The sequence below is a fragment of the Pseudomonas sp. MONT-RG-20F-20-E-7-02 genome, assembly GCF_022662395.1.
In the GTDB taxonomy this organism is placed as follows: domain Bacteria; phylum Pseudomonadota; class Gammaproteobacteria; order Pseudomonadales; family Pseudomonadaceae; genus Aquipseudomonas.
In genome coordinates, this window is the sequence record NZ_JAKNQN010000007.1 from 389661 (window position 1) to 408732 (window position 19072).

The following is a 19072-nucleotide window of genomic DNA, read 5'->3' on the forward strand; positions in this document are numbered from 1 at the left end:
ACTTCAATGCACCACTGAATTGGGCGGCAGGTGCCCCAGCCGTTCGGTCAGGCGCAGGCGCTGGATCGGGTCTTCGCTGAGCAGCAAGGCGTGCTCCAGGTCAAAACGCTCGGCGCTCGGGCAATCCAGGCGCTGGTAAAGGCTGGCCCGCGCCAGATAGTCGGCCGCGCTGGCATTGCCCAGTTCCAGCACGCGTTCGGCGTCAATCAAAGCGGCCAATGGGTTGTCATTGGAGAGGTGCAGCTGGCGCAGGTTGCGTGACAGCCGTTGCAGGATCGCGCGGGGTTCGGCAGTAAGCAGGTGGTCGGCCTTCAGCTTGAGATTCGGCCCGTACTGACGGTGCAGCAACTCGCGGCAATCGTTGGGGTACAAACGCCGCCCGCCGCACGGGTCCAGCAGGTGATCGGCGCCGGGCACGCGCAGCAAAAAATGCCCTGGAAAGTTGACGCCGACCATCGGGATATTCAGGCGCCGCGCCATCTCCAGCGCGATCAGCCCCATGGCCAAGGGTTGCCCTCGTTTGCGCTGCAGCACCTTGTCCAGCAAGGCGGCGGCAGGGCGCAGTGGGGTGAAGTCGTCCTGGGCGAACCCCAGGTCATTCATGCGCCGCAGCAGTGGCTGGCCGAGTTCATCGGCCGGCAACAGGGGCATACCGACGCTGACCTGCTGTTGCAATAACGCCAGATCTTGCAGGATCAGCAACGGCTGCACGGCCGGGTCGTGCTCGGCAGCAATCCACAGCGCGGCTTCAAACAGCGCAGGGGGTGAACGGTCCAGGCAGGCGAAAAAGGCTGTGCGGGGATTCATTGCGTTCTCCGGCGTATGCCCCCGTTTTAGCCTTGCTGTGAATTTTCGTCCAGTGACTTAAGAAATATCCGACCTGCTTATGTCGTGGGGTCTGAGAAATCGGGCGGCTTATTCCAGCGTACTTCGGCAGTTTCCTGCCGTAAGCCTATACTTGGGCCTCAACCAGAAGTGATTCGGGAGCCCGACGATGTTTGCTCTCATGCACAGCACCCGCCTTGAATCGCTGCACCTGAGCGTCGACCCGGTAACCGGGCTGAAGGCAATCATAGCCATCCATAACAGCCGCCTGGGCCCCGCGTTGGGCGGCTGCCGTTATCTCGCCTACCCCGACGATGAAAGTGCCGTGGCCGATGCCGCGCGCCTGGCCCAAGGCATGAGCTACAAAGCCGCCCTGGCCGGCTTGCCGGTGGGCGGCGGCACGGCAGTGATCATCCGGCCTGTGCATGTGGAAAGCCGCGCGGCGCTGTTCGAGGCGTTTGGGCGTTGCGTCGAAAAACTCGACGGCCGCTTTATCACCTCCATCGACAGCGGCACCTCGGTGGCCGACATGGATTGCATCGCCCAGCACACCCGCTTCGTCACCAGCACCACCGCCGCCGGCGACCCGGCGCCGCATGCGGCGATGGGCGTATTCACTGGCATCCGCGCCGCCGCCATGGCGCGCCTGGGCAGCGACAACCTTGAAGGCTTGCGCGTAGCAGTCCAGGGCCTGGGCAACGTCGGCTACGCCCTGGCCGAGCAACTGCACGCGGCGGGGGCTGAACTACTGGTCAGCGACATCGACAACGGCAAGGTGCAGCTGGCCATGGAACAGCTCGGCGCGCACCCCATTGCCAACGATGCATTGCTCAGCACGCCTTGCGACATTCTTTCGCCCTGCGGCGTCGGCGCGGTGTTCAATCGCCACAGCGTCGGCCAACTGCGCTGCGCCGCCGTGGCCGGTTCCGCCAGCGCGCAATTGACCAACCTGGAAATCGCCGACCAACTGGAAGGGCGCGGCATCCTCTACGCCCCGGACTACGTGATCAACTCCGGTGGCCTGATCTACGTCGCACTCAAACACGCTGGCGCCGAGCTGCCCGGCATCACCGCGCACCTGTCGAACATCGGCACGCGCCTCACCGAAATCTTCGCCCACGCCCAAGCCGAAAAGCGCTCGCCCGCACGGGTGGCGGATGAGCTGGCCGAACGCCTGCTCTACCCGTAAGCCAGGCATTAAAAAGGCCCTGAATCAATAATTCAGGGCCTGTTCAATTCGGGCTTTATTCCGCTGCCGGGTTGAGCAACTCGGACAGTGCGTCCGGTTGGCTCTTGAACGCCTTGGCAAATACATCGCGGTTCTTCGCCATGTAGATCCCGGCTTCTTCCACCTGCTGCTCGCTCAGGGACGGCACGGCTTTTTGCAACACTTCTGCCAGCAACTCAGCGAGTTCAAGCATCTTGTCATGACGGTCAGCTTCGGCTTTATCCATGAACAAACGCTCCAGATCTCGGCTGCTGCGGTATACCACTTCGACGGCCATTCACCACCTCACATGCCTTCACGATAGTTGTCTTTTGCGACTACTGTATTTATATACAGCGAAAAGGTTAAGCCAAACGACAGGGTTTGGGTAGCAGTTTTTTAATGTAGCCCGTAAATACAGGTTTGCTACAACGGAAATGTCTGACAACTTGCCGGGGTTGCGCTGGAATTGTCCGGTGGCTTACCTTCCACCGGCGCTGCACATGCAGCGAGCGGGCTTGGCGGCCTGCTACGAAAGGTGCAACAACGCTCTAATAGGATTTCAGACGCTAACTCCGTTTGCATTCTTATGTCATGGCGGGTTGCACAGGGACCCTTCGGGGTGCCGGGTTCCTTTCGTACCGGTCCGCCAACCTTGTGCAATCCGTCACCCAAACTGCTTGGCGGCAGGTGGTGATGGTTTCCCTACGAGAGGAGCTGTGCCATGAAAAAGATCACCCCCAATCCTCCGTCTACTGATTCGACGCTGTTCAGCGTTACTCCTGATTCTGATACAGAAACCTTGCTCGCCAATGCCAGCGAAACCCTAAGCAGCGCCCGTGAGATGGCCAATAAGCTGGCATTCGACCTTGAAGGCCCGCAGCGAAGCTTGGTCTTGGCGATTCACCAACTGGTGGAAATGGGCGGCTTATTGGTCGACCGAACCCTGGAGCAAGTCGCACCCGCCTGAGGCCTCAAACGATCGTTCCCACGCTCCGCGTATTAATGCCGCCTGGGGCGCTCTGCGCCCCGCTGCCCACGCAAGGCTCAAGGGGGACGCGGAGCGTCGCGGGATGCATTCCCACGCAGAGCGTGGGAACGATCAACCTTGCTCGCCAATGCCAGCGAAACCCTAAGCAGCGCCCGTGAGATGGCTAATAAGCTGGCATTCGACCTTGAAGGCCCGCAGCGAAGCTTGGTCTTGGCGATTCACCAACTGGTGGAAATGGGCGGCTTATTGGTCGACCGAGCCCTGGAGCAAGTCGCACTCGCCTGAGGCCTCAACCGATCGTTCCCACGCTCCGCGTGGTAATGCCGCCTGGGGCGCTCTGCGCCCCGCTGCTCACGCAAGGCTCAAGGGGGACGCGGAGCGTCGCGGGATGCATTCCCACGCAGAGCGTGGGAACGATCAAAAGCGCCCTCGCCACAAGTGGTGTCGTCACCTTGTGCCTCATGTCAGGCCGCCACCATCTCAAGTCCTAGTGTCTGGCCTTTTTTCTGCATGCAGAACAACCGTCACGTCCAACCCGCATTATCCGGTCGAGCCGACCTAAGGAAGCATCATCGTGAAAATCAACTGGGCCGAAAAGCTGCGTCAGCAAGTCCATGGGCTGGCCGAGTCGCTGGGCAATCTATTTGTCGAGACGTTCCACTACCTGGCGTTGTTCGCCATTGGTGCGGTGACCGCCTGGGCGGCGGTGATGGAGTTTCTGGGGATGCTGGAGACGGGGCATATCAAGATCGATGACATCTTGCTGCTGTTCATCTACCTGGAACTGGGCGCCATGGTCGGGATTTACTTCAAGACCAACCACATGCCGGTGCGCTTCCTGATCTACGTGGCGATCACCGCGCTGACGCGCCTGTTGATCTCCAACGTCTCCCACCACAACCCGCCGGACATCGGCATCATCTACCTGTGTGGCGGCATTCTGCTGTTGGCGTTCTCGATTCTGGTGGTGCGCTACGCGTCGTCGGCGTTCCCGTCGGTTAAAGTCGAAGGCCCGCGCCGCAAGGGCGAGGCGAGCCTGGAAACCGAGAAGGGCGAGCTTTAAAGCCCGACGCTGAAGGGCAGGGTGCGGGCGGGGGGGCGCTGCAGGAGTTTATGGTCGCCGTCCGTCATCACCGCCAGAATCTCCATGGCGCTGTGGCCCTGCTCGATGGCGATGCCGAATTGAATGCTTTGCACCAGCCGTTTGAGCCGTTGCGGGTCATTGCGCTGTTCGGCGCTGATCATGCGTTTGGCAACCACGCCCTCCTCATTGGAGAGGGTGAGCATGATGCTGCCATCCAGCCGCTGGATGCTCAGGTTGACGCGGTATTTGGGGGTGAACGTGTCGGTGATGATCTGAAAAGGATTGTCCATGGTGCGTTACCGCCTGATAAGAACATGCAGTCATTGACGACCGGTGTCGGGATTAGTTCGCGTTGCCTGACCACCGGCCACTCCATCGCTGAGGTTTTCACAAGGTCCGTTTTCCTCAATAGCTGTACAGCAAGGGCCGTGCCGTACAGCGATCTTCCTACCTTCACCTATCTCATGTGGGAGCGGGCTTGCCCGCGATTGCGGTGTATCAGCTTAATAATTCCTGGCTGACAGATCGCTATCGCGGGCAAGCCCGCTCCCACATTGGATTTGTGTTGTGAGCTATTTCAGGGCACTACCGAGAAAATGATCGCAGACAGCGCAATCAGCCCGATCACCACCACGAACACATTCGACAGGTGGCCCAAGTACTGGCGCAGAGCAGGCACGCGGCGGATGGCGTACATCGGTCATCGATATTGCCGCGTTATTATTTTTGCGCGGGCTCAGGTTCAGGACGGGTTGCAGTGCTCCGATCAGCACTCCACCCAGCTGACCGCCAGGCCGCCCCGTGAAGTTTCTTTGTATTTGTCATGCATGTCGGCGCCAGTATCGCGCATGGTGCGGATCACCCGGTCGAGGGAAATGAAGTGTTTGCCGTCACCGCGCAGGGCCATTTGCGTGGCGTTGATCGCCTTGACCGCCGCGATGGCATTGCGCTCGATGCACGGCACTTGCACCAGGCCGCCGACCGGGTCGCAGGTCAGGCCGAGGTTGTGTTCCAGGCCGATTTCGGCGGCGTTTTCGAGCTGCTCCGGGGTGGCGCCGAGGATATCGGCCAGGCCGGCGGCGGCCATGGCGCAGGCCGAACCGACTTCGCCCTGGCAACCGACTTCGGCGCCGGAGATCGAGGCGTTTTTCTTGCAGAGGATGCCGACGGCGGCGGCAGCCAGGAAGAAATTGACCACGTCATCGTCAGACGCGTCGGCGTTGAACTTCATGTAGTAGTGCAGCACCGCCGGGATGATCCCCGCCGCGCCATTGGTCGGCGCGGTGACCATGCGCCCGCCGGCGGCGTTTTCTTCGTTGACGGCGAGGGCGAACAGGTTGACCCATTCCATGGCCGACAAGGTCGAGGTGATGACATTGGGCTTGCCGATTTCCAACAGGCTGCGGTGCAGTTTCGCGGCGCGGCGTGGCACATCCAGGCCGCCGGGCAAGATGCCCTCATCGCGCAGGCCTTGCTCCACGCATTCGCGCATCACCGACCAGATATGCAACAGGCCGCTACGGATTTCTTCGTCGCTGCGCCACGCGCGTTCGTTGGCCATCATCAGTTCGGAAACCCGCAGGCCATGTTTGTTGCACAAGGCCAGCAGTTCGACGGCGCTGGAAAAGTCGTAGGGCAATTCAACATCGTTGGTCGGCGCAATGCCGGAGGCCGCCTCGGCCGCTTCGATGATGAAACCGCCGCCCACCGAGTAATAGGTTTGTTCGCTCAGTAGGCCATTGTCGCCATAAGCGTGCAGGGACATGGCGTTGGGGTGGTAGGGCAGGCTTTCGTCCAGCAGCAGGAGGTCGGTGTGCCAGTTGAAGGCAATTGCCTGCGTGCCTGCGAGCAATAGTTGGCCGGATTCGCGCAATTGTTGGATGCGCGCGTTGATCGACGTGGGGTCGACCTTGTCCGGCCATTCGCCCATCAAGCCCATCACGCAGGCGCGGTCGGTGGCGTGGCCGACGCCGGTGGCGGACAGCGAGCCGTACAGGCGCACTTCGACACGGCGTGTGTCGGTCAGCAAATCCTGCTCGGTGAGGGCCTGGGCGAAGGTCGCCGCCGCGCGCATCGGGCCGACGGTATGGGAGCTGGATGGGCCGATGCCCACTTTGAATAGATCGAAAACACTGATAGCCATGCTAAAGCCTAACAAGCAATGGAGTAGGAATCGCTGCCATGTTTTGTAGAGCAGGCGGAATTGGCGCGATACTGCGCCTCTGGATCGGCACTGACCAACGAATTATCCTAAGACACCCTTTAGCAGGACTAAACCCTATGACCCGGCCTCTTCATGGTCAGACGTATGTCTGGCTGCACGTTTTTTCCTGCGCCGCGCGGCATTTGTCGTTTACCCGTTGCGCTGAAGAACTGCACATCACACCGGGGGCGGTGAGCCAGCAAATCCGCCAATTGGAGGAGCGTTTGGGTTTCCGTCTGTTTCATCGGCGCGCACGCGGCGTGGAGCTGAGTGCGGAGGGGCAGCGGCTGGCGGCGACGGTGGGGGAGGCCTATGGCAGCATCGATGCCGAGTTGCAGCGCCTGGATGCAGGGATGATTAGCGGCACCTTGCGCCTGCGCTCAATCCCGTCGTTTCTGGGTAAATGGTTGACGCCGCGCTTGCCGCGTTTGCAGCAACGTTTTCCGGATATCCAACTGCGCATGGTCGCCGAAGACAGCAGCATTGCGCTGCACGAGGGCGACTTCGATTTGGCGATCGACTTGAACGACGGCAGCTACCCTGGCCTGTTATCCACAGCCCTGCTGGATGAACAGATTTTCCCGGTGTGCGCGCCCAGCCTCTTGCGCGGTCGCCCGCCGCTGCATGGCCCGGCCGACCTGGTGCATTTCCCGTTGCTGCACGACATTACCGCCTGGCGTGGGAGTTATGAATACGCCGAGTGGGAGTTTTACCTGAATGCCATCGGCTACCACGACGCCGACGTACGGCGCGGGCACACGTTCAACCGCAATCACCTGACCATCGAAGCCGCCATCGCCGGCATGGGCGTGGCCATCGCACGGCGCACCTTGCTCAATGATGAGCTGGAGCGCGGCACGTTGATCGTGCCGTTCGGCCTGGCTGTGCCGAACCACAAACGCTATGTGCTGCTGTACGCGCCAGGCGCGCTGAACCATCCGGGCGTGCGTGCGGTGCATGACTGGCTGGTGGAGGAAGCGGGGGTTTTTCGCGGATTGCACCCCATGGGAGAGGGGCAATTGTGAGGTTCGCTGGGCGTAAGAAGATGTAACTAACTCCCCACCCTAACAGCGTTTTTGCCCGTCGTCAGACTTAATTTGTAATGTGTAATTTATCTTCGCAAAGGGGTTGAAATGTTCTTCCGACTGCTCAATTGTGTAATCAAGAGGTCATGGTTTCACCACCCCGGTGTTGCAGTTTGTGACCTCTCGCGAGCTAGCTGAAATAAGGGAAGAACTATGCAAATCCAAGTCAATAGCGATAACCATATTGAAAGCAGCATCCGACTGGAGGAGTGGGTACGTACTACCATTGAGAGCACGCTCGAACGTTATGAAGAAGACCTGACCCGCGTCGAGGTCTACTTGAAAGATGAGAATGGCGATAAGCCTGGCCCTCATGATCTGAGTTGCCGCCTGGAGGCACGGCCAAAGGGCCATCAGCCACTGTCGGTCCTGCATAAGGCCGATACCCTTGAACAGGCGATTGATGGTGCAGCGACCAAGCTTGAACACGCGCTGGAGCATCTGTACGGAAAGTTACGCGGCAAACCACGCGCCGCCGGGCAAGCATTGCCTGATACCAAGGCCGACGAGGCCGAGCTTGAAGAGGAATTTCTGGAAAACGAACAGGCTGCGCTTAACAGCTGATAGCTGACAGTTTTTTCAACCCCAATCAAACGGGCCTGCATCTGCAGGCCCGTTTTCGTTCAGCTGCCGCGTCGGAAGAAGTACCCGCTCAGCATCGCCAACCCGCCAGCGCCAAGGCCCGCAAAAAGCATCGCCCAACCGGCGCCGTGGCGTAGAGCTGACTGCGCGTCTGCCGGGGCCAGCGCCAGCGCGTCCAGCTTGCCCGCCGCAATATTCTGGCTGATGGCGGGCCAATCCAGTGCAGACGTTTGGGGCAGCACGCTGGAAAGGTGATGGCTGATGCCCAGCAGCAACACCAGGCCCATCAAGGCGATGTTCAGCGCCAAGGTGATCAACCGCGCGCTGAAGTCGATGCCCGAGGCCATGCCCGCACGGTCGGCCGAGACCGAGCCGGTGGTGGTGTTGGTGGTCGGTGAGTTAGTCAGCGCCAACCCCACACCGGCCATCGCGCAACTGAAAAGCACCAGCACAATGCGCGGATGCTCGGCAGCATTGACCGTAGCCATCGCGATAAAGCCCGCGCCCATCATGCCCAGGCCCAAAGGAATGATGCGCTCGGCGCCAAAGCGCAACGCCAGGCGCTCGGCCAGCGGCGGCACCAGCAAGGTGGGCAAGGTGTAGGCGAGCAGGGCCGCGCCGGTGGTCAGCGTGTCGTAACCCAGGCCCGCCTGGAAGTAGAGCGGCAGGTAAATCATGAACGGCCAGAAGCTGAAGTTCATGCCGATCGAGCCCATCAGTGCGCCGTTAAAGCGCTGGATACGGAACACCGAAAAGTCGAACATCGGGTTCGCGCTGCGACGTTCAACAACGATGAACAGCAGCAGCCCGGCGACTGACAAGCCCGCCCAGCCAAGCATGGCCGGTGTGCCGAAGCCGTTTTCACTGCCCTGGGTGATGAAATACACCAGCGCGAACACCGACAGCGTCAAGGTCAGCATACCGGCGATATCGAGCCGATGGCCGGCCGGGTCGCGGGATTCCTGCACGCTGATGCGCAGCAACACCAAGGTCAGCAGGGTCAGCGGCACATGCACCAGGAATACCCAGCGCCAGTCCGCGACCGCCAGAATCAACGCGCCCACCATTGGCCCGAAGCCCAGGCCCACGCCTGCGATCACGCCCCATATTGCAAAGGCTCGCGCCCGTGCGGCCGGCTCACGGAACTGGTGCGACAGGATCGCGAACTGGCAGATCATCATCGCCCCGGCGCCCACGCCCTGGACAAACCGCGCGGCGATCAGCGTGGAAGCGTCGTTCGCCAGGCCACACGCCAGCGAGGCCAGGCCAAACAGCCACAAGCACAGCACCAGCATGCGCCGCCGCCCAAAGCGATCGGCCAGTGTGCCCGCCGCCATGAGTACGCTGGTGCAGGCCAGGGTGTAGGCATTCATGATCCATTGGGCGTCCTGAAAGCCTGTGCCCAGTTGCTGTTCCAGGGTCGGCAGGATGACCGGCACGCTGGATATTTCCAGGCCGAACATCAGGGCGACGAGGCAGACGGCGGTAAGGGCCAGGCCATCTTTGGCGGTGCGCGGTGCGCTGACGGCCGATACAGCGGCGGCGGGCGGCATGGGATTTTCCTTGTGATTGGGGGAAGTACCATTCTCGCGGGAACCTAGTTCTTTATTCGTGATAACTTTTCCTCTGCTAAGGGAATCAAGGGCGACAATAGAGCCATGGCCACTCCGCGTTTTGATGGCGTTGAACTGTTTTTGCAAATCGTCGAAAGCGGCAACCTGACCGAAGCCGCCGAACGCTTGAACCTCACACGCTCGGCCGTGGGCAAGGGTTTGGCGCGACTGGAGGCACGTTTGGGCACGTGCCTGTTGCAGCGCTCCACTCGCCGTCAGCGCCTGACCGAGGACGGGCAGGCGTACTACGAGCATTGCCTGCGTGCGCTGGCCGAACTTGAAGCTGCTGAATCAGTGCTGGAGAGTGGTCGGCAACAGCCGCGTGGACGGTTAAGGGCGAGCCTGCCGCTGGCGTTTGGTCACCACTATGCGGCCCCGGCGTTGTGGGGTTTGATGGACCGTTACCCGCAATTGGAAATCGAAATTTCGTTCTCCGACCGGCTGATCGACCTGGCGCAGGAAGGTTACGACGTTGCAGTGCGTATCGGTCCGCTGCCGGACACCGACCGCCTGAGTGCACGCCGCCTGGGCGAACAGTCCGTGGGTCTGGCGGCTGCACCGGCGTATTTGCAACGGGTCGGGCGGATTGAACATATCGAGGACCTCGCCGGTCACCGAGGGATTGCCTACCGTTGCAATAATTCCCATCGCGCGGGTGTGACATCGCCGTTGGTGCTGGACGACCTCCAGGCCGTTGCCGACGCCGCCATTGCAGGCGTGGGCCTGGCCTGGTTGCCGAGCTGGTTGATTGCGCACTATGTGCTGCGCGGCCAACTGGAAGCGGTATTGCCCAGCTACCGCGACCAGCCTGCGCCGATCCATGTGATCTGGCCCACAGCCACACATATGCCAGCCAAGACCCGCTGCGCAATCGACGCCCTGGTCGCCGGCACTCCAAGCTGCCTGGCGGGCAGTTAGCAACGCCGATCTCCTTGGTGAAGCTATCGAGCCCCGGCGAGGCTGCGAAGGCGGCGGCACAGACGAAATTGAGTCGCTTGACCCACCGCTTTCGCAGCCTCGCTAAAGCTCGACAGCTCCCACAGGGTTTTGCTTTGTTTGTGGGAGCCCACGCTTAGCTGAGGTTCGATGCAGGCAGTCAGGCCCCAACTGACAACGCCGATCCCTTGTGGGAGCTGTCGAGCCCCAGCGAGGCTGCGAAGGCGGCGGCACAGACGAAATTGAGTTGCCTGACCCAGCGCTTTCGCAGCCTCGCTAAAGCTCGACAGCTCCCACAGGGTTTTGCTTTGTTTGTGGGAGCCCACGCTTAGCTGAGGTTCGATGCAGGCAGTCAGGCCCAACCAACAACGCCGATCCCTTGTGGGAGCTGTCGAGCCCCAGCGAGGCTGCGAAGGCGGCGGCACAGACGAAATTAAGTCGCCTGACCCACCGCTTTCGCAGCCTCGCTAAAGCTCGACAGCTCCCACAGGGTTTTGCTGTGTTTGTGGGAGCCCACGCTTAGCTGAGGTTCGATGCAGGCAGTCAGGCCCAACCAACAACGCCGATCCCTTGTGGGAGCTGTTGAGCCCCAGCGAGGCTGAGAAGGCGGCGGCACAGACGAAATTGAGTTGCCTGACCCACCGCTTTCGCAGCCTCGCTAAAGCTCAACAGCTCCCACAGGGTTTTGCATTGTTTGGAAGATTCTGGCGGTTAGAACGCAATCGAAGTCTGCACGTACACCGTGCGCGGTTCACCGACGTATTTGCCTTTGTTGTTGTCGTCGAATGAGCGCGTGTAGTACTGCTTGTTGAGGATATTTTTCACACCGACTGCCACGTTCAAGTCCGACAACTGTGGGCCGAAGTCATACGCCGCGCGGCTGCTGAACAGCATGTAGCCGGGGATGCGGCCGTTGGCGCCGTCGGCGGTTTCCGCCTGGGTGTTGGCGTTGTCGGCGAACTGGCTGCTCTGGTAGCTGCTGTCCAGGTTGAGCTTCCAGCGGCCTTCGGTATAGCCGACGCCCAGGGTGCCTTTATGCTTGGACGAGAAGGGCACGCGGTTACCTTTGTTCGGGCCGTCTTCGCGGATGGTCGCGTCGACGTAGGCGTAAGTGGCGTACACATCAAAACCGGCCAGCGCCGGGCTCAAACCGTCGAGGGCATAGTTGATGCTCGACTCGATGCCTTGATGGCGGGTTTCGCCACGGGCAATCACCGAATCGTTGGTCTGGTTGCTGTCGTACTGGTTGTCGAAGTTGATCAGGAACGCGCCGATTTCAGCACGCAGGCTGCCGTTGTCATAACGTGTGCCGAGTTCCCAGGTGCGGGCTTTTTCCGGCTTCACTTCGCCGCTGCTCACGCGGTTCGGCATCTGGCTGTACTGCACGCTGCCGAATGAGCCTTCGGTGTTGGCGTAGAGGTTCCAGTCTTCGGTCAGGTGGTACAGCACATTCAGCGCCGGCAGCGCGGTGTTGTAGTCGCCTTTGTATTTAACGTTGGTCAGGTTGTTGGTTTGCTGGGATTCGATCATCTCGTAGCGAATGCCCGGGGTGATGGTCCACTTGCCGATATCAATACGGTCATCGACGAAAAACGCATTGGCCTCGGTGGCGCCGCGCGTATCGCGGTCGTTGCGGCTGTTGGTGTCAGGCAGTTGCTGGTTGGCGCTGATCGGCGTGCGGTAGCGCAACTCGTGGCCGGCTTCGTTGATGTAGCGGTAGCCGACGCCTACTTCATGGCTGGTGGGGCCGAGGTCGAAGCCTTGGGCGAAGCGGGTTTCCAGGCCGCGCACCCAGTACTCGCGCGGCGACAGCGAGAGGAAGTTGCCCTGGTCCAGGTAGCCGTTGCGCAAGGTGGTGGTGAAGAAGGTATTGGCGGTGAATTCGCGGCGGTCTTCCTGGTAGCGGTAACCGGCGTTGAACATTGTGCGGCGGCCCCAGAATTTGTCGTAGGGGCGGGTGGACTGATACGGGTCAGCCTTGTAGTCCTTGACGTTCAAGCCACCGGGCATGTCGGCCTGGCCTTCGTAGTACTGCGCCATGGCGTTGAAACTGTTGGCGTCGTCCAACTGGTATTTGCCCTTGAGGATCAAATCGTCGATACGCGTGTTGCTGTTTTCGCGCCAGTCGCCGCCACGGGTGCCGGAGTACAAAATTGCGCCGCCCAGGCCATTGTCGGCCGTGCCGCCCGCCAACAGGTTGCCAGTGGTCTTGAAGCCGTCATGGCTGGAGGACGGGCTGGTTTCGGTCTGCAGGCCGCCTTTGACGGTTGGCGCGTCCGGAATTGCGCGGGTCACGAAGTTGACGATGCCGCCGACGTTTTGCGGGCCGTAGCGCACCGCGCCGCCGCCACGGACCACGTCCACCGCATCCATGTTGCCCATGCTGATCGGCGCGAAAGACAATTGTGGCTGGCCATAGGGGGCGAACGGCACTGGAATGCCGTCCATCAATACCGTGGAGCGCGAGGCCAGGCGCGGGTTGAGCCCGCGAATGCCGAAGTTCAGCGCCATGTCATGGCTGCCGGTACCGTTGTTTTCCGGGGCGTTGACGCCGGGGATGCGGTTGAGCACGTCACGCGCCTGGGTCGCGCCCTGGCGTTCGAATTCTTCGCGGCGGATGACATCGCGGGCGCCGGGGTGTTCGAACACATTGGTTTGCGCCGCGTCGCCGAGCCAGTCGCCAACGACGTTGGAGGTCTGTAATTCGAGGGTGGCCGGGGCGCTGGCCGGTTGCAGGCTGAAGGCGTTGTCGCCCTCGGCGCGGGCTTGCAGGCCGGTGCCTTCCAGGAGTTTTCGCAGGCCTTCATCGGCACTGTAATTGCCCGACAACCCACGGCTCTGCATGCCGGCCGTGACCTCGGAGCCGAAGGAAATCAACACGCCGGCCTCACGCCCGAATTGATTCAGCGCGGCTTCCAGGGTGGCCGGGGCGATGTGATAGGGCTTGGCGTCTGCTGCCAACACCTGCGGCAGCACGGTAAGACTCAGGCTCGCGCCGAGTAGGAGTTGGCCCAAGGTGCGGGCAAGAAGTGTCGGTTGCTGGGGCATGAAGGGCGGTCCTGAGAAGGTAGGATCAAGGTGGCTTTCCTTCTCTGTCACGCGAGGTGTGGAAAACGGCTCATGTTTTCTGAAAATAATTTACGCACGTGCCTGGACAGTCACCCAGTAGCGGGTAAACCGCCGCACTTTAACCGGCAGGCTGACTTCCAGCAGGTCAAGGATGCGTTCGCTGTCGTCCAGCGGATAACTGCCGGACAGCAGCAGGTTGGCCACTTGCGGGTCGCAATTGACTTGGCCACGGCGATAGCGGCCCAACTCGGCGAGGAATTCTTCCAGGCGCATGTGCGCCGCCACCAGCATGCCGTCGGCCCAGGCGCCGCTGTTGGCGTCGGTCGGGCGCGGAGTGTCCCAGCCTTTGCGGGTGAAGTTGACCTGGCGCGAGGCCTCGACGGTCAGCGGCAGGCCGCTGTAGCGGTTGGGCATCACCTCGACATGGCCGTCGAAGACCGCCAGTTGGCTGTGGTCGTTGAACTGGCGCACGTTGAGGCGCGCAGCCTGGCTGCTGAGCAAACCTTGGCCGGTCAGCACGTGCAGCGGCGTGTCGCCGGGGCGCGCGGTCAGCAGGATCTCGCCTTCCAACAGGCGCACCAAACGTTGATGGCCATCAAAATGCACATCCACCGCGCTGCCGGTATTGAGCTGCAACTGGCTGCCATCGGCCAGTTGCACCTTGCGGCGCTGGCCGACGAGGCTGCGGTAATCGGCGCTCAGCGGCGGCAAAATATGCTGCTGGCGCAGGCTCCAGGCTGCTGCCGAACCGGCGCCGAGAATCAGCAACAGCTTCAGCGCCTGGCGCCGGCTGCGGGATTTCGGCGCGTTCAAGGCAGCATGTGCCAAGGGTGAGGGCATGCCGCGCAGGCGTTGGTTGACCCGTTGAATATGGTCCCATGCACGTTGGTGTTCGCTGTGGGCATCCAGCCATTGTTGCCAGGCTGCTTGCTGGCGCGGGTTGAGCGCGCCTTGCTGCATTTCCATCAGCCAGTGCACGGCTTGCTCGGCGACTTGCGTGGAAAAATTCATAGGGCGAAATAGCAACGCATGGCGGCTTTATTCAGGTGGCGTTTGACGGTGGCGATGGAGATGCCCAGTTCGTTGCCGATTTGCGCGTAAGTCAGGCCGTCAAGCTGGGCCAGCAGGAAGGCGCGTTTGACCTGAACGGGCAGGCCGTCGAGCAGTTGGTCCAGCTCCATCAGCGTTTGCAGGATGATTGCGCGTTCTTCTTCCGACGGCGCCACGTGTTCGGGCAGTTGCGCCAGCGCGTCGAGGTAGGCGTGTTCCAGGTCCTGTCGGCGGTAGAAGTTGAACAGCACGCGCTTGGCCACGGTGGTGAGAAAGGCGCGGGGTTCGATCAGTGTCGGGGTTTCCCGCGCGGCGAGCACACGGATGAACGTGTCCTGGGCCAGGTCGGCGGCGCTTTCCGGGCAGCCGAGCTTGCGTCGCAACCAGCCGGTGAGCCAGTGGTGATGGTCGTTGTACAGAACTTCAACGGTGTTGGACGGCTGCAACGCGTTCACTCAGAAAGTCTCGATGTACTTTAGAGAACAAGAATTGTTCGCATTGTAGGGCGGGTGACACACTTGGGCAATCCTGCCAGGCAGGTGATTCATCCGTTCTCTTTTGCTTATGAGAATATTTATCATTAATATTGCGCGCTGATGACCCTGGCGCCTCCCGCATGAAAAGCAAAACCTCACTTCCCGTCGTTTATCGCCTCGCCGTCACCTCGCGCGTGCTGGCGGCTGTGGTCGGCGGTTACCTGATGGCGTCACTGGCCGCCGTCTGCCTGGCGTTGTGGATGCCCGCGTCGCGCGCCGACGCCGTGATCACCGGGATGATGAGCTCGTTTGTGTTCTACCTGTTGGCGGTGCTCTGGTGTTTTGCCTGCCGCACGGCGTGGCGTGCCTGGTTTGGCGTGATGCTGCCGAGTGCACTGTTTGCCACGCTGGCGGGTGTCGGTTTTTGGATGGCGCGCACATGAAAGAGGGCTTTCGCCAGGCTATGGCCTGGTTGCACACCTGGGCTGGATTGATTTTCGGCTGGCTGCTGTTTGCGATTTTCCTGACCGGCACCCTGTCCTATTTCAAGGATGAAATTACCCACTGGATGCAGCCCGAAGTGCAGGCGTATCCGCTGGATGACGCGCGCAGCCTCGCCGCCGCACAAACCTATCTGCAGCAACAGGCGCCGAATGCCGCGCGCTGGTTTATCACCTTGCCGGACAGCCGCGACCCCGGCCTGTCGGTGATGTGGCAAGACAAAGTCGACCCTGGCAAGCGCGGCAACTTCATTCAAAAAGTGCTCGATCCGGTTACCAGCCAACCCGTACAGGCGCGTGAAAGCATGGGCGGCGAGTTCTTCTACCGTTTCCACTTTCAGCTGCAAATGCCCTACCCGTGGGGACGCTGGTTGTCGACCATCGCCGCGATGGTGATGTTCGTCGCGCTGATCACCGGCATCATCACCCACAAGAAAATCTTCAAGGACTTCTTCACCTTCCGCCCGCGCAAAGGCCAGCGCTCCTGGCTCGACGGGCATAACGCGGTGGGCGTGCTGGTGCTGCCGTTTCACTTGATGATCACCTACAGCAGTCTGGTGATCTTCATGAGCATGGTGATGCCCGCGCCCATCGTTGCCTCCTACGGCGACGACAGCCGCGCATTTTTCAATGAAGTGTTCCCCAATACCAACAACGCGCCGGCGCTCGGCCAGCCGGGTCAATTGCTGCCGTTACTGCCGATGTACCAGCAAGCGCGCGAGCAATGGGCGGGTGGGCATGTGGGGCGGTTGGTGGTCAACAATCCTGGCGATGTGAATGCCTCGGTCAACGTGGTTCGCTCCGGTGCCGACCGTGTGGCGCATGATTTCGGCAGCAGCGTGTCGTTCAACGGCACCACCGGCGAATTGTTGCGGGTCAGTGCCGAGCAGTCGCTGCCGGCCGCAATTGGCGGCAGTTTCTACGGCCTGCACATGGGCCATTTCGCCGGGCCTGTGCTGCGCTGGCTGTACTTTATCTGCGGCCTGGCGGGCACGGCGATGATCGGCACCGGCCTGGTGATCTGGCTCGGCAAGCGCCAGCTCAAGCACGCCAAAACCGGCGTGATGCCGTTTGAGCTGCGGTTGGTGGAAGTGCTGAACATCGCCAGCATGTCCGGGCTGATGATCGCCATCGCTGCGTTTTTCTGGGCCAATCGCTTGTTGCCGGTGAGTTTCGCCGGGCGTTCCGAGTGGGAAGTGCAGGTGTTCTTTATTGCCTGGGGCTTGAGCCTGTTGCACGCCGTATTGCGTCGAGGCCGTCAGGGCTGGGTTGAGCAATTGAGTGTCGGCGCATTGCTGTTTGTGGCGATTCCATTGCTCAACGCGCTGACCACTTCGCAGCACTTGGGCGCGTCACTGGCCAGCGGTGACTGGGCCATGGCCGGCTTCGACCTGACCTGCCTGGCCAGCGGCTTGTTCCTGACCTGGTCCGCCTGGAAAATGCAGCACCGCGCGGCGCCGCAGCCCAAGGCCGAACGCGCGCGTGGATTGACGCTCAAGCAGGAGGCGAACTGAATGTTGCTCGCCTTGCTGATGTGCTACGCCGGGTTCGTCGCGCTGTGCCTGTCCACCGATCGCCATCACGGTGAATTGCTCCACAGCAAACCTTCGCCACCAAGGCGTCTGGCTTTGCGCATTACCGGTTGGTTGCTGCTGGCGCTGTCGACCTGGCCTGCGGTGAGTGCCTCGGGTTGGGCCCAAGGGCTGGTGGAATGGTGCGCGGTATTGATGCTCAGCGCGCTGCTGCTGGTGATGCTGTTGCCGTATCGGCCAAGACTGGCCTTGATCCTGGCGGGCGTTGGTCTGTTGGCCAGCCCTGCTGCGGCGTTCGCCTTACTCTGAGCTTGCCATGATGATCAGCACCCCACCGGAATCCCAAGACAGCCCGCACACCGATGTGGCCGGTGGACGTGCGCATTTCCTGCAGGTGTTTTTATCGCAGCGCTCGCAGATGGAAGCGCTGGTCAGCCGACGCGTGGGCTGCCGCGCCACCGCAGCCGACCTGGTGCAAGACTTGTTCCTGCGTTTCTGGCGCCGGCCGTTGGTGCAGGTCGAAGAACTCAGCACCTACCTGTTGCGCTGCGCCGGCAACATCGCCATCGACCACCTGCGCAGCGAAGGCGCGCGCGTACGCAGCAACGAAGGCTGGCTGCCGGAGCAACAGGACAATCAGGGCTCCGAGCCCCAGGCCGCACTCGAAGCCGGTAATGATCTGCGCCATGTCGAAGCTGCCCTGCGCAGCCTGCCGGAGCGCACCCGGCAGATTTTCCTGCTCAACCGCATTCACGGCCGCAAATACGCGCAAATCGCCAAGGCCATGGGCCTGTCCCAAAGCGCAGTGGAAAAACATATGATGCGTGCCCTCGAAGCCTGCAAAGCCAGCCTTCGCGAACCACCGCCCCCACGCACGCCAGGGAAAGCACCGTGAACGTCACCCCCACGCCCGCCCAGGAGCAGGCCGCCCTCGACTGGCTGAGCCTGCTGCACGATCAGCCCAGCAGTGGTGACCAGGCCACGTTCAGCCGCTGGTTGCGTGCCGACCCCGCGCACGTCGAGGCCTATGCCCAGGCCCAGGTGCTGTGGGAATTGAGCGAAGTGCCGGCGCGCAAACTGGCGGACGAGGACGCCTTGGCGTTGCAGGGCTACCTGAATGCGATGAACACCTCGAAGCGCTCACGGGCAATGCGCTGGTCCGGTGCCCTGGCCATGGCCGCGTGCCTGCTGGTGATGGTATCGATGGGCGCCGGCTGGCAGCCGTCGCGCTGGGTCGATGACTTCGGCGCTGATTACGTGACGGCGCCGGGCCAGGTGAAGACCGTGACCCTGGCCGATCAATCCCAAGTCACGCTGGATGCCGACAGTGCTATTGCTGTGGATTTCAGCCACGGCGAGCGCCATATCCAACTGCGTCGTGGTGCAGGCTTTTTCAGCGTGACCCACACGGGCGCGCCGTTTGTGGTCGAGGCCGGCAGCGGCGAAGCGCGGGTGTTGGGCACCCAGTTCGAAGTGCGCCTTCAACCGGCTGGCGCCCGGGTGACGGTGCTGTCCGGCCGGGTGGGTGTGACGCCATCCAGGCAGGGCCAGCAGCAAATTCTGACGGCAGGCCAGCAAGTGGCCTACGCCGAAGGTGTGGCCGAAGCCATGCATGCAGTCGACAGCGAATCACGCCTGGCCTGGCGTGACGGTTGGCTCAACTACTACAAGGCGCCGCTCGCCGACGTGGTGCAGGACCTGAGCCGTTACTACCCCGGCCGCATCCTGCTGCTTAACGACGAAATGGCCGCCAAACGCGTCAGCGGCAGCTTTCCGAGCAAAGACCCGCAGGCGGTGCTGAATGCGTTGCAAGCGGTGCTCGGGTTCGATCAGCACAGCCTGTTGGGTCGGGTGATTGTGTTGCGCTGAGTTTTGCAACGGTGTCGCATATGTGGAAAACCCAAGGGTTTTATGAGTGC

Annotated in this window: 19 protein-coding genes and 1 pseudogene; 12 read left to right on the top strand and 8 right to left on the bottom strand. The window is 61.6% G+C overall.

Going from position 1 to position 19072, the window contains the following annotated elements; translation table 11 throughout:
- Positions 1 to 3: 3 nt before the first annotated feature.
- Positions 4 to 807 (bottom strand): transglutaminase family protein, encoded by an 804-nt coding sequence (locus L8I05_RS21915; RefSeq protein ID WP_242171501.1) that lies wholly within the window; start codon positions 805 to 807, stop codon positions 4 to 6.
- A gap of 187 nt (positions 808 to 994) precedes the next feature.
- On the opposite strand from L8I05_RS21915, the gene L8I05_RS21920 reads away from it, so the two are divergent.
- Positions 995 to 2014 (top strand): Glu/Leu/Phe/Val dehydrogenase, encoded by a 1020-nt coding sequence (locus L8I05_RS21920; RefSeq protein ID WP_197624863.1) that lies wholly within the window; start codon positions 995 to 997, stop codon positions 2012 to 2014.
- A 55-nt stretch (positions 2015 to 2069) separates the two neighbouring features.
- Here the strand turns inward: L8I05_RS21920 and L8I05_RS21925 are convergent, their stop codons facing one another.
- Positions 2070 to 2330, bottom strand: coding sequence for a YebG family protein (locus tag L8I05_RS21925; RefSeq protein WP_003188807.1), 261 nt, complete (start codon positions 2328 to 2330; stop codon positions 2070 to 2072).
- 426 nt (positions 2331 to 2756) lie between these two features.
- On the opposite strand from L8I05_RS21925, the gene L8I05_RS21930 reads away from it, so the two are divergent.
- From L8I05_RS21930 to L8I05_RS21940, 3 genes and pseudogenes are all read left to right on the top strand, one after another.
- Positions 2757 to 3002 carry a DUF6124 family protein gene (locus tag L8I05_RS21930; protein WP_242171502.1) on the top strand — a complete coding sequence of 82 codons (246 nt, stop codon included), beginning with the start codon at positions 2757 to 2759 and terminating at the stop codon, positions 3000 to 3002.
- Between the two features lie 135 nt (positions 3003 to 3137).
- Positions 3138 to 3308, top strand: a pseudogene (locus L8I05_RS21935) (DUF6124 family protein); the annotation flags it as partial.
- Positions 3309 to 3597: 289 nt separating this feature from the next.
- Positions 3598 to 4086 (top strand): phosphate-starvation-inducible PsiE family protein, encoded by a 489-nt coding sequence (locus L8I05_RS21940; RefSeq protein WP_017135172.1) that lies wholly within the window; start codon positions 3598 to 3600, stop codon positions 4084 to 4086.
- Here the strand turns inward: L8I05_RS21940 and L8I05_RS21945 are convergent.
- A complete protein-coding gene (locus L8I05_RS21945; RefSeq protein ID WP_242171503.1) occupies positions 4083 to 4397 on the bottom strand; it encodes a DUF3509 domain-containing protein in 315 nt (104 codons plus the stop codon). The genes L8I05_RS21940 and L8I05_RS21945 overlap by 4 nt on opposite strands.
- Positions 4398 to 4873: 476 nt before the next feature.
- Positions 4874 to 6250, bottom strand: a complete 1377-nt coding sequence (locus L8I05_RS21950; protein WP_242171504.1) for an L-serine ammonia-lyase — start codon at positions 6248 to 6250, stop codon at positions 4874 to 4876.
- Between the two features lie 137 nt (positions 6251 to 6387).
- Between L8I05_RS21950 and L8I05_RS21955 the strand changes: the two genes are divergently transcribed.
- Together L8I05_RS21955 and L8I05_RS21960 are read left to right on the top strand one after the other, a co-directional pair.
- Positions 6388 to 7335 carry a LysR substrate-binding domain-containing protein gene (locus tag L8I05_RS21955; protein ID WP_242171505.1) on the top strand — a complete coding sequence of 316 codons (948 nt, stop codon included), beginning with the start codon at positions 6388 to 6390 and terminating at the stop codon, positions 7333 to 7335.
- Positions 7336 to 7548: 213 nt separating this feature from the next.
- Positions 7549 to 7959, top strand: coding sequence for an HPF/RaiA family ribosome-associated protein (locus L8I05_RS21960; protein WP_159954396.1), 411 nt, complete (start codon positions 7549 to 7551; stop codon positions 7957 to 7959).
- Positions 7960 to 8018: 59 nt separating this feature from the next.
- Here the strand turns inward: L8I05_RS21960 and L8I05_RS21965 are convergent, their stop codons facing one another.
- Positions 8019 to 9530: an MFS transporter gene (locus L8I05_RS21965; RefSeq protein ID WP_242171506.1), complete on the bottom strand. Its 1512-nt coding sequence runs from the start codon at positions 9528 to 9530 to the stop codon at positions 8019 to 8021.
- A gap of 105 nt (positions 9531 to 9635) precedes the next feature.
- Between L8I05_RS21965 and L8I05_RS21970 the strand changes: the two genes are divergently transcribed.
- Positions 9636 to 10508 (top strand): LysR family transcriptional regulator, encoded by an 873-nt coding sequence (locus L8I05_RS21970; protein WP_242171508.1) that lies wholly within the window; start codon positions 9636 to 9638, stop codon positions 10506 to 10508.
- 729 nt (positions 10509 to 11237) lie between these two features.
- Here the strand turns inward: L8I05_RS21970 and fecA are convergent.
- The 3 genes from fecA to L8I05_RS21985 form a co-directional block, all read right to left on the bottom strand.
- Positions 11238 to 13574 (bottom strand): TonB-dependent Fe(3+) dicitrate receptor FecA, encoded by a 2337-nt coding sequence (fecA, locus tag L8I05_RS21975; RefSeq protein WP_242171509.1) that lies wholly within the window; start codon positions 13572 to 13574, stop codon positions 11238 to 11240.
- A 90-nt stretch (positions 13575 to 13664) separates the two neighbouring features.
- Entirely contained in the window at positions 13665 to 14606 is a 942-nt protein-coding gene (locus L8I05_RS21980) for a FecR domain-containing protein (protein ID WP_242171510.1), read from the bottom strand.
- Positions 14603 to 15091, bottom strand: coding sequence for a sigma-70 family RNA polymerase sigma factor (locus L8I05_RS21985; RefSeq protein WP_242171535.1), 489 nt, complete (start codon positions 15089 to 15091; stop codon positions 14603 to 14605). Before L8I05_RS21985 ends, L8I05_RS21980 begins: the two co-directional genes overlap by 4 nt.
- Before the next feature lie 170 nt (positions 15092 to 15261).
- On the opposite strand from L8I05_RS21985, the gene L8I05_RS21990 reads away from it, so the two are divergent.
- From L8I05_RS21990 to L8I05_RS22010, 5 genes are read left to right on the top strand one after another with little or no spacing between them, the layout of a single operon-like run.
- A complete protein-coding gene (locus L8I05_RS21990) occupies positions 15262 to 15564 on the top strand; it encodes a DUF3649 domain-containing protein (RefSeq protein WP_177016405.1) in 303 nt (100 codons plus the stop codon).
- Positions 15561 to 17135: a PepSY-associated TM helix domain-containing protein gene (locus L8I05_RS21995; protein WP_242171511.1), complete on the top strand. Its 1575-nt coding sequence runs from the start codon at positions 15561 to 15563 to the stop codon at positions 17133 to 17135. The genes L8I05_RS21990 and L8I05_RS21995 overlap by 4 nt, the downstream gene beginning before the upstream one ends.
- Complete coding sequence (locus L8I05_RS22000; protein WP_242171512.1) at positions 17136 to 17462, top strand: DUF3325 domain-containing protein; 327 nt, start codon at positions 17136 to 17138, stop codon at positions 17460 to 17462.
- 7 nt (positions 17463 to 17469) lie between these two features.
- Positions 17470 to 18048 carry an RNA polymerase sigma factor gene (locus L8I05_RS22005; RefSeq protein WP_177016402.1) on the top strand — a complete coding sequence of 193 codons (579 nt, stop codon included), beginning with the start codon at positions 17470 to 17472 and terminating at the stop codon, positions 18046 to 18048.
- Entirely contained in the window at positions 18045 to 19022 is a 978-nt protein-coding gene (locus L8I05_RS22010; protein ID WP_242171513.1) for a FecR family protein, read from the top strand. Before L8I05_RS22005 ends, L8I05_RS22010 begins: the two co-directional genes overlap by 4 nt.
- The last annotated feature ends 50 nt before the right edge of the window (positions 19023 to 19072 follow it).